Annotated in this window: 11 protein-coding genes; 5 read left to right on the forward strand and 6 right to left on the reverse strand. The window is 61.7% G+C overall.

Going from position 1 to position 12,741, the window contains the following annotated elements; translation table 11 throughout:
• Positions 1–309 precede the first annotated feature (309 nt).
• Positions 310–1,449, forward strand: coding sequence for a dihydrolipoyllysine-residue succinyltransferase (gene sucB / locus E3E11_RS04050; protein ID WP_141451287.1), 1,140 nt, complete (start codon positions 310–312; stop codon positions 1,447–1,449).
• A 47-nt stretch (positions 1,450–1,496) separates the two neighbouring features.
• Here sucB and E3E11_RS04055 read toward each other — a convergent pair whose 3' ends face one another.
• From E3E11_RS04055 to ahcY, 3 genes are all read right to left on the reverse strand, one after another.
• On the reverse strand, positions 1,497–2,651 hold the full coding sequence (locus E3E11_RS04055; RefSeq protein ID WP_231119001.1) for a hypothetical protein: 1,155 nt from the start codon (positions 2,649–2,651) through the stop codon (positions 1,497–1,499).
• Between the two features lie 286 nt (positions 2,652–2,937).
• Complete coding sequence (locus tag E3E11_RS04060; protein WP_141451288.1) at positions 2,938–3,321, reverse strand: DUF3597 domain-containing protein; 384 nt, start codon at positions 3,319–3,321, stop codon at positions 2,938–2,940.
• A gap of 159 nt (positions 3,322–3,480) precedes the next feature.
• A complete protein-coding gene (gene ahcY / locus E3E11_RS04065) occupies positions 3,481–4,800 on the reverse strand; it encodes an adenosylhomocysteinase (RefSeq protein ID WP_141451289.1) in 1,320 nt (439 codons plus the stop codon).
• Positions 4,801–5,125: 325 nt separating this feature from the next.
• On the opposite strand from ahcY, the gene E3E11_RS04070 reads away from it, so the two are divergent.
• The gene (locus tag E3E11_RS04070; protein WP_141451290.1) at positions 5,126–6,211 is read left to right on the forward strand and encodes a CorA family divalent cation transporter; all 1,086 of its coding nucleotides are present in this window, start codon (positions 5,126–5,128) and stop codon (positions 6,209–6,211) included.
• Positions 6,212–6,417: 206 nt separating this feature from the next.
• Positions 6,418–7,878, forward strand: a complete 1,461-nt coding sequence (locus tag E3E11_RS04075; RefSeq protein ID WP_141451291.1) for a catalase — start codon at positions 6,418–6,420, stop codon at positions 7,876–7,878.
• A 39-nt stretch (positions 7,879–7,917) separates the two neighbouring features.
• Here E3E11_RS04075 and E3E11_RS04080 read toward each other — a convergent pair whose 3' ends face one another.
• Both E3E11_RS04080 and E3E11_RS04085 read right to left on the reverse strand, forming a co-directional pair.
• The gene (locus tag E3E11_RS04080; protein WP_141451292.1) at positions 7,918–8,643 is read right to left on the reverse strand and encodes a hypothetical protein; all 726 of its coding nucleotides are present in this window, start codon (positions 8,641–8,643) and stop codon (positions 7,918–7,920) included.
• Complete coding sequence (locus E3E11_RS04085) at positions 8,640–9,854, reverse strand: A/G-specific adenine glycosylase (protein WP_141452124.1); 1,215 nt, start codon at positions 9,852–9,854, stop codon at positions 8,640–8,642. Before E3E11_RS04085 ends, E3E11_RS04080 begins: the two co-directional genes overlap by 4 nt.
• 330 nt (positions 9,855–10,184) lie before the next feature.
• On the opposite strand from E3E11_RS04085, the gene E3E11_RS04090 reads away from it, so the two are divergent.
• Entirely contained in the window at positions 10,185–10,628 is a 444-nt protein-coding gene (locus tag E3E11_RS04090) for a DUF721 domain-containing protein (RefSeq protein WP_168189193.1), read from the forward strand.
• A 131-nt stretch (positions 10,629–10,759) separates the two neighbouring features.
• Here the strand turns inward: E3E11_RS04090 and serB are convergent, their stop codons facing one another.
• The gene (gene serB / locus E3E11_RS04095; RefSeq protein WP_141451294.1) at positions 10,760–11,653 is read right to left on the reverse strand and encodes a phosphoserine phosphatase SerB; all 894 of its coding nucleotides are present in this window, start codon (positions 11,651–11,653) and stop codon (positions 10,760–10,762) included.
• 30 nt (positions 11,654–11,683) lie between these two features.
• Here serB and miaA point away from each other — a divergent pair, with 30 nt between their 5' ends.
• Positions 11,684–12,739, forward strand: a complete 1,056-nt coding sequence (miaA, locus tag E3E11_RS04100) for a tRNA (adenosine(37)-N6)-dimethylallyltransferase MiaA (protein WP_141451295.1) — start codon at positions 11,684–11,686, stop codon at positions 12,737–12,739.
• Positions 12,740–12,741: the final 2 nt, after the last annotated feature.

Below are 12,741 nucleotides of genomic sequence, written 5' to 3' on the forward strand. Positions count from 1 at the left end.
GCCCGCGAAGGCAGATGTTCTACGCCGCGCTATTCTGGTCAGAGCCAGCCGATTTGCGGAAACGGGGTGTTTCAGCACTTAGACAAAGCCGGGCGGGCTGTCAAGCGGGGGGCACAATGATGAAAGCGGGGGTGAAAGCGGGCCTTGATCCGTATTGCTGAAACCGTCACTCTTGCCCATGTCTCCCTTCAGGGAGCCTTCCTCAGGTGATCAGATATCCGCTTCACCGATTGTGCCGCGGAAAAGGACGAAGCCGGCGCGAGGACGGACCTTGGGGCAGAAGAACTAAAAGGCTTGGAGAAAGCAGGGATGAGCGTGGAGATCCGGGTGCCCGAACTGGGCGAAAGCCTGACGGTCGCGACAGTGGCGCGGTGGCTGAAACAGCCCGGCAGCTATGTGAAGGAAGGGGAACCCCTTCTGGAGCTTGAGACCGACAAGGTCAGCCTCGAGGTGCCTGCGCCTGTTTCAGGTGAAATCCGTCAAAATGTGCCTGAAGGGCAGGAAGTGGAAGTCGGCCAGGCCTTGGGCGTGATTGACGAGACGGCTGCGCCGCCTGTTGCTGAAGAGCGTCCGGAAACTGAGAGACCTGCAGCAACAGCCCCAACAGAAGCAGCAGCTGAAAAACCATCTGCCCCTCAAAATCCCCCGTCTTCCCCTGCCTCCCCTACGGCTGCGCCTCAGAGCCGCCCCGCTGCCGAACAGGGCGTTGCTGAACAGACCCTTTCTCAGCGCCAAGCGCCTGAGGAGGAAGGTGTGCGGCGCGTTCCCATGAGCCGGCTGCGCCAGACCATTGCCCGCAATCTCAAATCCGCCCAGAACACGGCGGCGATCCTGACCACCTTCAACGAAGTCGATATGAGTGCGGTGCGGGACATGCGCGCGCGCTACCGGGACCTGTTTGAAAAACGCCATGAGGGGACGCGGCTGGGCTTCATGTCCTTTTTTGCCCGGGCCGTAACACAGGCACTGTCGGAATTTCCGTCTGTGAACGCGCAGATCGAGGGTGATGAGATCGTCTACCGCGACCACGTCAATCTGGGGATTGCAGTCGGGACCGAGCGGGGACTTGTCGTGCCCGTGCTGAGGCACGCCGATGAAATGAGCTTTGCCGAAATTGAGCGCAGGATCGCAGATTTCGGCAAGCGGGCCCGCATGAACGCGCTGAAGCTGCAGGAGCTGTCAGGTGGCACTTTCACGATCACCAACGGGGGGATTTTCGGCTCCCTGCTTTCCACACCCATTCTCAATGCCCCGCAATCAGGTGTGCTGGGCATGCATGCGATTCAGGACCGCCCGGTCGCACGGGACGGGGAGGTTGTGATCCGGCCCATGATGTATATCGCCCTGTCCTATGACCACCGCCTGGTGGACGGGCGTGAGGCCGTGAGCTTTCTGGTGCGGGTGAAAGAAAACCTGGAAGACCCGCGCCGCCTCCTTCTGGGCGTCTGAACCGCACGGCTGGGCCGGCACCGTTTTATTTTTATTCTATGGGCGGCCTACGGGCGCTTGCTCAAGCCCCCGTACTGGCCGACCCGGTAGTAATGCTCTTCCAGAGAAGAGTATTCTCCGCGCGCGACTGCCAGTGCGGCCCCGACATTCAAACGGGCATAATAGGCGCGGTCCAGGGTGAAACCTGCCCTGCCGCAGAGCAGGTCGTCATTCATGAAATCATTGTAGAGCCCGACATCGCCATAACTCCGGTAGAACGCGTCTTTTTCCGGGTGCATGTGCAGGTAGTCCCAGGGGCTGAAAGCGAGGATCTGATCGTCGATATGCTGGGGCGAGGAAGGCAGACGGGCTTTCACCGTTGAGGGCGTGACAGGCGCCCAGTTTGTACGGACGGGATCAAGGTAGTCGCGGTACTGCGCGACCGGCAGGGAATAATAGAGCGGGAATTCATAAAAACGATATCGTGGGTCATCGAGCGGCAGCAGCATGCTGAGCGTGTGCTGCTGCGGGTTCAGCACCCCGGCGATGGGAAAATGGATGGTCCGGGCCTCTGAAAGCCAGCATGCCAGCCAGGAGAACGTGCTGAGGCTGGGCACGATATGGCGGGATTTGCGCAGATAGTCGAAATCCTGCGCGACCCCGCGTGAAGGGATGAAGGTCGCCTGGGGGAAGCGTTCCTTCAGTTCCTGCAGATAGGGCGACGGGTCAAGCTGGCCGTAGAAGACAGGCTTCTTGCCGGTGAGCTCGATGAGGTATTGATAGAATTCCGGCGGCAGCAGCACGTAATCGGCATGCAGGCCGGTCAGGATCTCACTGCCGCGGATATTGATGACGAGCTCATCGTCACTGCCGCCTTCAGCACTTTCCAGGGGCGGAAAGAGCCGTTCATAATCGAAATCCGAGCGTGGCGGAAAGTTGGCGAGATGCTGGCTGTAGCCTTCCAACGAGATGAAGGAGGGCGCGCTCTGCTCAGCTGCATGCGCAAGGCCCCGCAGCGGGACGTAGCCGTTCTGGAGATTGTTGGTGGTCAGACGGTTGTGGAGCCCGTGACCTTCCGGCTTCAGGTCAGGATGGTGGATGTCGAACAGGGGGATACTAACATTGGAGATCCGGCCCATGCCAAGGCGTTGCTGCAGCTGCAGGGCCGTCATGTACATCATGGCCAGATTGCCGGGATTACCCACCGCCCAGAGTTTGATCACCAGCTCCTTTTCAGAATCCGGTGGAGCGCATGAGCGCGAACTGCTTTTCCGGGCCAAGGGGACTTTCCAGCTTTCTGCAGGTGGGGTCGTTTTTCAAACAGCTTCCCCGGCGGCATTCGCTACAGGGATCTCAGAATAGAGCTGTTCCGGTGCGGGTATTTCGTGATCAGGAAGACCCGGTACAGGGCGGGTTTACCGCCGGGCCTTTTCCCAGACCACAGCTCCCGGCAAGCGGGCACGCTTCCGGGAGCCAGGCGGTCAGGACAGATGAGAAGTTTCAGGCTTCTCAGTGCGCCCAGCCAGCGGGAATCTTGCCGCCGTTCTTGGCCAGCTCGGCATAAACCTGCCGGATCAGCCAGGTGTTCATTGCGGCGGTGTCGTTCATGTCGCCGGGATAGTGCAGCTCTGTTGCCAGCTCGCGGCGTGCTTCCAGAGAGCTGTTGAGCCCCAGCAGCTTGAGGAGATCAACGATGGAGGTTTGGTAGTTCAGCTGCTCACCGCTCTTGGCGGCCAGTCCGGCGAGGATGGCTGAAACGTCTACAGGGGCCTGCTGACCGGCAGGCGCGGAAGAGGCATCCGTGCTGCCACCGGTGGCCTTGGCGGCGTCCTGCGGGGCGTCCGCATGAGCGATGTGAACGATCTTGGACCAGATGTCGCTGAGAAGACCCATGAAATTTCTCCTGTCATACAATTCAACCCCCACGCCACGATGGCGCGGGGAAGGTACCGGCAGTGTGCCCTGACAGCCTCGCTCCGGCAAGGAGGTCCGCCAGGGGCCTCCTGGCGGACCGGCAGAGAAGGAAGACTGCCGCTGTCAGTAGCGCCGGTATCAGTACCGGTAGAGGTCGTGCTTGAACGGCCCTTCGGGAGACACGCCGATGTAGTCGGCCTGTTTCTGGGTCATCTTCGACAGTTTCGCCCCTACCTTTTCGAGATGGAGGGCGGCCACCTTCTCGTCAAGGATCTTGGGCAGGGTGTAGACCTTGTTTTCATATTGGCCCGGCTCAGCATTCCAGAGCTCAATCTGCGCCAGCGTCTGGTTGGTGAACGAGGCCGACATCACGTAGGAAGGATGGCCTGTGGCGTTGCCCAGATTAACCAGGCGCCCCTCGGAAAGCAGGATGATGCGGCGGCCGGGGGCAAGCTCGATCTCATCCACCTGGGGCTTGATGTTGGTCCAGGGGAAATCACGCAGCCGGGCGACTTCGATCTCGCTGTCGAAATGGCCGATATTGCAGACGATGGCCCGGTCCTTCATCTGCTGCATGTTCTCCAGCGTGATGATGTCTTCATTGCCCGTGCAGGTGACGAAGATGTCACCGCGCGGTGCCGCCTCGTCCATCGTCACGACTTCATAGCCCTCCATGGCAGCCTGCAGCGCGCAGATCGGGTCCACCTCAGTGACCAGAACGCGGCAGCCCGCATTGCGCAGGCTGGCAGCCGAGCCTTTGCCCACGTCGCCGTAGCCCGCCACCACGGCCACCTTGCCGGCCATCATCACGTCCGTGCCGCGGCGGATGGCATCAACCAGGCTTTCACGGCAGCCGTAAAGATTGTCGAACTTGGACTTGGTCACGCTGTCATTGACGTTGAAGGCCGGCACTTTCAGCTCACCCTTGCGCTCCATGTCCCACAGGCGGTGCACGCCGGTCGTGGTCTCTTCGGAAAGACCGCGCACGTTTTTGAGCAGTTCGGGATATTTCTCGTGCATCAGCACGGTCAGGTCCCCGCCATCATCGAGGATCATGTTGGGCACCCATCCGTCAGGACCGTGAACCGTCTGCTCGATGCACCACCAGAAATCGTCGTCGGAAAGGCCTTTCCAGGCAAAAACCGGAATTCCGGCTGCAGCGATCGCAGCGGCAGCCTGGTCCTGGGTGGAGAACACGTTGCAGGAGGCCCAGCGCACTTCCGCGCCCAGCGCCACCAGGGTCTCGATGAGCACGGCGGTCTGGATGGTCATGTGCAGGCAGCCTGCGATGCGTGCGCCCTTGAGGGGCTTGCTGTCGCCATATTCGCGGCGCAGCGCCATCAGGCCGGGCATTTCACCTTCGGCAATGGAGATTTCCTTGCGGCCCCAATCGGCCAGCGCCAGGTCACGGACCTTGAAATCCTTGCCGGTAGAAAATTTTTCCGTTTTCGTCGTCATATCGTGTTTCATGTCCTTGCGGAGAAATGCGGGAATTAGGCGGAGACGAGAAGCAGGGAAGTATAGCTGCTCACCCTTCTGCCGGAAAGCGGCAGCGCGAAGGCAGGTAAACCTGCAGATGGGAACATTAAGGAAAGAAATCTTAAAAAAGCGCCCCAGCCATGCAGCCGCAGATTGTTCCAGAGCGCGTTTCAGCGTAAGTCCCGCTACAGCGGTTTGCGGTCTGAAGCGGTTTACCCGAAATCTTCGGGACGTCTGAAACTCCCGCTGCCTTTTCCTCGAGCTTCAGAACCCTGAAATCCCCTGATCCCGGAAGGTGAGCGCCATGCCTGAAAAACATGACTTCCCCTTTGTTGTTCTCGATCCGGCCCTGCAGAAGGACCAGAAGGACAAGGCCTCCGGCACCGTGCAGGGGTTGGTCTGGGCGATCTGCGGCGTGCCCGGAGAAGGCATCCGCCCGCTGCATTCCACCGAGGTGGACGCGATTCTGGCCGCGCCCTGCGATGATGCGGCCACGCGCAGGCTCATGGGCAACGGGGCATGGGTATGGCTGCATTTCGACACCGTCCACAGTGCCACGCGCACCTTGCTGACCCATCTGCCCGGCATGCCCGAGGAGGTCGGCGCGACCCTGGTGGAAGCCGATTACGGCATCGCGCTTGAGGCCGAAGACGGTACGGTCTGGGGGTCATTGCCGGCTTTTGATGATGCGCTGGCTGAAGAGGATCGCGAGATCTGCACCTGGCGCTTTGCTATGCGCGAGCCTCTGTTGATCACGACGCGCCGCAATCCCATTCCCCTGCTGGGCGCGGCTTACCGTTCGCTCAACGCCGATAACATCCCGCGCAATGCCGCTGGCGTGGTGGATATGATCCTGCGGGATTTCACCGCTACCGTCCGGCGCCAGCTGGCGCAGCTGGATGATGAGCTGGACCGCGCTGAGGACGGACTGCTTTCCACCCATAATCCTGACCTCGGTCATCTGGGTGCCATTGTGGGACGGGTGCGGCGGCGCACGACCGAGCTGCGGCGGGTCATCGTTCCCATCGACCGCGTGCTGCATGATGAGGATCTCGAACTGCCTGAATGGGCTGAAGATGAGCTGCGCGACCCGGGCAAGCGCCAGGTTCATGCCGCGCTGGATGATCTCATCGCCCTGCAGGACCGCGCCCGCTCGCTGCAGGATGAGCTGGTATCCAACCAGGCCGAGGAAACCAACCGGCGCCTCTACATTCTTTCCGTCGGTACTATCCTCATGCTGCCCGCAACGATTGTGACGGGATTTTTCGGCATGAACACGGGCGGCATGTTCCTGGCCAAGGGCGGTTGGGGCACCCTTGAAGCGGGCGGCATCTGCACGCTGTTCATGGTTCTGACCTTCATTTTCATGAAGATCGCCCGTCTGCTGTGATCTGCACCGGTTCTCAGTATAAAATAAAAACCGATAACAGATAGAAAAATAAACGGTTTTACCGAAGTTAAGGCTTCGTACACTCTGATATTACAGATTGTTTGCGTCTTCTCTGAAAGGAAGACCGCTGCGCCAGGTCATGTTTTCAGATGGCGCAGTACCCCCGGAGCTTAATGAATATCGATATCTCAAGGAGAAACCCGTTTATGAGCAGAAACATCATCCGCACCAGCGCAGGCGCGCCCTGGAAAGACAATGAAAACAGCATGACAGCCGGCAGGAACGGGCCGGTTCTGCTGCAGGACTACCAGCTGCTTGAAAAACTGGCCCACCAGAACCGCGAGCGAATCCCTGAACGCACCGTTCATGCCAAGGGCTCAGGCGCTTACGGAAAGCTCACCGTGACCCGTGATATCTCACGCTATACCTGTGCGGAGATCTTCTCGGAAGTCGGCAAGAGCACGGAGGTGTTCATGCGTTTTTCCACCGTGGCAGGTGAAATGGGCGCGGCTGACGCGGAGCGCGACGTGCGTGGTTGGGCCATGAAATTCTATACCGGCGACGGCAACTGGGATCTGGTCGGCAATAACACGCCCGTCTTTTTCATCCGCGACCCGATCAAGTTCCCTGACTTCATCCACACCCAGAAGCGCCATCCCCGCACGAATCTGCGCTCCAACACCGCCATGTGGGATTTCTGGTCGCATTCGCCCGAAAGCCTGCACCAGCTGGCTATTCTCTTTTCCGACCGCGGGCTGCCGCGAGGTTTCCGCCACATGAACGGCTATGGCAGCCACACTTATTCCTTCTGGAACGCGAAAGGGGAGCGCTTCTGGGTCAAGTTCCATTTCAAGACCCAGCAGGGACACGCTTATTACACCAACCAGGAGGCGGCAGAAGTGGTGGGCCGCACGCGCGAATCCTCCCAGGAGGATCTGTACAACGCGATCGAGCGCGGTGATTTCCCGCGCTGGACGTTCTCAGTCCAGATCATGGAGGAAAGCGAGGCGGAGAAGGTCGGCTTCAATCCCTTCGATGTCACGAAGGTGTGGCCGCACGGTCAGTTTCCCCTCATCGAGGTCGGTGAACTGGAGCTTAACCGCAACCCGGACAACTATTTCGCCGAGGTGGAGCAGGCTTCCTTCTCTCCCTCCAATACCGTGCCTGGGATCAGCGTGTCGCCGGACCGCATGCTGCAGGGCAGGCTGTTTGCTTATGCCGATGCGCATCGCTACCGGGTCGGCACGCATTACGAGATGCTGCCGGTCAACCGCCCGCGCGTTGAGGTCAGGAACTACCACAAAGACGGACGGATGCGTTTCGATGCGCCCGATATCGGTGATGGCGGCTATTACGAGCCGAATTCCTTTGGCGGCCCTGTCGATGATCCGGCAGCTAAGGAGCCGCCGCTGCGGGTGCATGGCGATGCCGGCTGGTATGACCACCGGGTCGGCTATGACGACTACAGCCAGGCCGGGGCCCTGTTCCGCATGTTTGACGGCGGTCAGCGCGAACGCTTCTTCAGCAATATCGCCGATGCCATGACCGGCGTGCCGGAAGAGATCGTCACACGCCAGCTGGGTCATTTCGCCAAGGCTGACCCGGCCTGGGCTGAGGGCGTGCGCCAGGAACGCGCGCGGCGTGCAGAGGCCGGGAAATCTTCCTGAAGCTTTCAGGGGCGCGCCCTGTTCCCCGGCAGCGGGGCCTCAGGGCGCGCCATCACCGGCAGGTTCACGGCGCGTGACGGTGAAGAGATGTTCTCCGATATGGTCGCTGTCGGGGTCTGAGAGCCTGAAGGGGAGTGTTTTCACCTCGCCCGGTGCCATCTGCCCCAGCTCTTCCAGAAGGTCGAGGTTGAGGGCCGGGGTAAAGACCTTCGCGCCGAGACGGCCGCTGCTGCGACCCAAGCTTTCATCCATGACAAAAGCCGGCACGGCTTCGCCGGAAGGGTTGCGGCATTCTCCCAGCTCCGGGTCGGCCAGAAGATCGAGCCCGTCCAGCATGGTTTCGGTCAGAAGGGTGAATTTCTCCCAGTCCTTCATGGCCGGTGCAGTCTGGCAGGTCTTGTCGTTCTCGGCATGAATGCTGAACCACAATCCCGTTTCCTTGACCTGAAGCCCAGTCATGCCCTCATCGCTTTCGACCATCCGGAAATCCGGCACCGGGCGCGGCTGGGAGCTGCGTTTGCGCAGCAGGGCCGTGGCCTGGGGGTGCAGCGGACGGACGGCCAGCACAAACAGCCCCGGACGGAAGCGGGGCTGATAGGGATGACGCCTCAGGCGATCGGCAAGCGGATCGTGATCGATGAAGCGTCCGAACCAGTCCAGCAGGTAATGACGGCTCAACGAGGGAATGGCGGTGCTCGATGCCTCCGCCCGCCCCGAAAGCGGGGGTTTGGGGGAAGCCTGAGAAGCGGTTGAAGACAGCGTCACGGTTGAAGGCTCTTCCTTGGGCGGGTGAGGGATGAAGGGGACGCGGCGGGTGTTGGAACCGCAAGACATTTTTTCAGCACCCCTGAAAGGATGGCGCGGGCAGGCGGGTGAAACTGAAGCCCTTCCGGCCAGCTGGAAGGCAGCGCGTCCTGGGTCTGCCAGTCATAGACGGTCAGCATCAGGGTGAAATGCGTAAAGACGTGTTTTATCTCCCCGGCCCGTACCCATTGTCCCTGCCTGGACCGGGGCTGTCCAGCGGCAGGCGGGTCCTCTGGGGGTCCTGGCATCTGTATCAGGGGTGCATGGTGGAAGGCGGCAGCTTCCTCCCAGGGGGTTTCGTGCCATGGCGTGCCGGGAAGTTCGTCCATGCCGCCCAGCAGCCCTTGCGCCGGTCGGCGGCGCAGAAGCACCTCTCCCTGCGCGTCACGCACGCGAAAGGCGACGCCGTAGCGGACAGGGCGTGGTTTCTTCTTCTGTCGGGCCGGCAGGCTCTCAGCCAGACCGCCGGCCTGGGCGCGGCAGCTTTCACGCCAGGGGCAGTGCAGGCAGGAAGGCGCACGCGGCGTGCAGATTGTCGCGCCGAGATCGAAAAGGGCCTGGGCGAAGTCGGAAGCGCGATGACGGGCGCGAGGCGCTGAAGCCAGGCGTTCACCCAGTTGCTCGCCCAGCCGGGCCAGCAGGGGGCGTGCACCTGGCAGGGGCTGGGCAACAGCGGCCAGCCGGGCAAGAATGCGTTCAACATTGCCGTCCACCGGAATGACAGGCAGGCCGAAGGCGATCGCACTGATGGCGTGGGCGGTATAGGGGCCGATGCCCGGCAGTTTCCGCAGCGAATCCGGGTCAGCGGGGAAGCCGCCCTGTTCTGTCAGAGCGCGGGCGCAGGCATGCAGATTACGGGCGCGTGAGTAATAACCCAGCCCCGCCCAGTTGTGCAGCACGGTCTCAAGTGGCGCCTGCGCCAGGGCTTCCAGCGTGGGAAAGAGAGAAAGAAATCTCTCGTAATAGGGAATGACGGTGCTGACGGTCGTCTGCTGCAGCATGATCTCGCTCAGCCAGACCCTGTAGGCCTCGGGACGAGGCGGCGTGCTGGAGGGCAATGCCCCGCCAGCTGGCTTCTCTCCTCTTGGCAGTCGCCATGGCAGTGTGCGCCCGTGGCGATCATACCAGGCCAGCAGAACATCGGGGTCGAGAGTCGGCTCAAGGGCCGGCACCTCGGGGGCAGAGGCGCGCAAAGGGGGTGGGACGGAAGAGGAGCTCACGGAGCAGGATATGACGTTTCAGCTGGTAGTCTGCAAGGGGTGACGGGCAATGGGAGTCAGCTCAGTAACAGGTGGCTTGCAGGGTGTCGGATCGTGTAGGATGAAACGGATAGCGGACAACAAAAAGGAATGTTCATGACGGAAAAAGGCGGTTCCAATCGCTTTTCCGGTAGGCCCCCAGGCAGGAAGCGCGACCCTTCGTCGGAAGGGTCCGGACCAGGACAGGGGCGTATTGCGACGGGGCGCCGGAGGAGATCAGGCTCTCAGGGGCCTGAAGCACGCGTGCGCGGTGTGCGGATGATCGGCGCCTTCATCCCGAGCCTGACCGGTCCGGCCTTCAGGCGCCGTCCCCCGCTGCTGGTGCGTCTGGTGATGGATTGGGAGAGCCTGGTGGGTCCAGAGCTGGGGACGCGCAGCATTCCCCGCAAACTGAGCGGCGGCGTGCTGACAGTCAGCTGCTGCGGCCCCATGGCTATGGAGCTGCAGTATGCGGCGCCGCAGATTGTCGAGCGGTTGAATGGCAGTTGCGGTCTGTGGGGGGAGGAACGCCTGATCAGGCTGCGGATCATGCAGGATTTCACCCAACTCCCTTCGTCCCCCGCACCGCGTGCGCGCCAGGCAGTGCCCCTGTCCCTGCCCGAACTGGAACAGGGAGATCTCCGCGCTGTTCTGGAGCGGCTCGGTGGTCATGTACTGCAACGTAGGCAGCGGCGGGGGCAACGTTAGTCTGTCTGTCCTGGAACCGGGAGCGGCTGTCCGTTTGGAGGGATGCAGAACGTTTCACGTGAAACATGAAAGTGAAACGCCCTGCATGGTATTCCTGTTATGACAGCCGGGGGCGCAGCTTATTCAGCCTCTTATTCATTGGTGATCTGGTCGGCCTTGTAGCCCTGGGCGAAGAGATGGGCGCGCATGCCGCAGAAATTGACCTGGCCCTCCACCTGCTCGCGCACGCGCGGCTTGGCGTGATAGGCCAGGCCCAGCCCGGCTGCCAGAAGCATGGGAACGTCATTGGCGCCGTCACCGGTGGTGATGCTGGCGCTCAGCTTCACGCCGCGTTCTTCGCAGAGGCGGATGAGATGGAGCTTCTTCTGCTCAGGCCCCAGGATCGGCCCCAGAAGCTTGCCGGTGATCACGCCGTCGCGAATCTCAAGCACATTGGCATAGTTCTGCTGGAAACCGACGATCTTGGCGATCCGGCTGGTGAACCAGGTGAATCCGCCCGAAATCAGCGCTGTGACCGCCCCATTGGCATTCATGGTGCGCACCAGCTCGGTGATGTCCTGGCTGAGCTTCAGGTGCTTGAAAACGTCTTCAAGCTCGGAGACAGGCTGGCCTGCAAGCAGCGCCGTCCGGGCACGGATGGATTCATCGAAATCCATCTCGCCGTTCATGGCAAGCTGGGTGATGCGGGCGCATTCAGCCCCCGTGCCTGACAGCTGCGCTAGCTCGTCAAGGGTTTCCCCGTCGACCGTGGTGCTGTCCATGTCGGCGATCAGGACCGCCTTGCGGCGCCCGCGGGTTTTGGTCAGGATCGGGTCGACGCGATAGGGGGCCAACGTGGCGCGGATGGTGTTGAGGGTGGCGTCGCCCTCAGCGGGGGTGAGACAGGGAATGTCCACCGCCTCGCCTTCGGAGAGGATCTGGGGCTCTTCACCCTTGACGAGATTGCGTGCAATGTCGATCGCTTCCTTGGAGAGCGTATTGTCACGGCGGTTGGCGACCAGGGTCAGAACGCTGGGTAGAGACATTGAAGGGGCCTCGCTTGCAGTCCGGGAAAAATGACAGAAGCGGCTAACATGAAGGCTCCTGACACGGCGCTCATTGTGGCGGGCCCGACGTGTTCGGGCAAGTCGGCACTGGCCCTGCATCTTGCAGGGCTGATCGGTGGCACGGTCATCAATGCCGATTCCATGCAGGTATATCGTGATCTCCGCCTGCTGACTGCGCGTCCCACTCCGCTGGAGGAGGCGTGCGTGCCGCACCGCCTTTACGGCGTGCGTGATGCAGCGCGCCCAGGCAGCGTGGCCTGGTGGCGCGCCGAAGCCCTGAAAGAACTTGCCCGCTGTGCTGCAGAAGGCCGGGTGCCGGTTTTCTGCGGGGGGACGGGCATGTATCTGCGTGCCATGACCGAAGGGCTTGTGGAAGTTCCTGATCCTGGCGAGGCTGCGCGCCTGGAAGCGCGGCAGTTGCTGGCGACACTGGGCGCGCCAGGGCTTCATGCACGCCTGGCCTGGGTGGACGGTGAAACGGCCCGCCGCCTGCAGCCCGGGGATTCCCAGCGCGTGGCGCGTGCCTGGGAGGTGTGGCGCGGCACCGGGCGGGGGCTGACTTCGTGGCACGCGGAGAAAGCGCTGCCGCCGGCGCCATGCCGCTTTGTCTCGATTCGCCTTGATCCGCCGCGTCCGCTCCTGCGTGAAGCTATCAGGGCCCGGTTTGGTGACATGGTGCACCATGGAGCACTGGAGGAGGTTTCAGCCCTGCTGTCGCGGGGTCTGTCACCCGATCTGCCTGCCATGCGTGCCCATGGCGTGCCGGAGCTTGCTGCGGTTCTGCAAGGCAGGATGAAACTGGAAGACGCGATCGAAGCCGCTGTTCTGGCTACCGGGCGCTATACGCGCAGGCAGGCGACCTGGTTCCGTCATCATGCATTGGGTCGGCCAGAGGATTCTTTCGTGATCCCGCATCGTTTTGATGGGGGTTTTGATGGGGGATTGCTGGAGCAGGAAGACAAAGGCAGGCAGGATGAAAGAACTGCCGCTTTTGCGGAAGGGGTGAAAAATCTTGTATCCCGCCTGCAGCCTGCCCCGGCTGTTGTTGGGGCGCTCCATCAATAAAG

Source organism: Oecophyllibacter saccharovorans, assembly GCF_006542375.1.
GTDB classification, from domain to species: domain Bacteria; phylum Pseudomonadota; class Alphaproteobacteria; order Acetobacterales; family Acetobacteraceae; genus Oecophyllibacter; species Oecophyllibacter saccharovorans.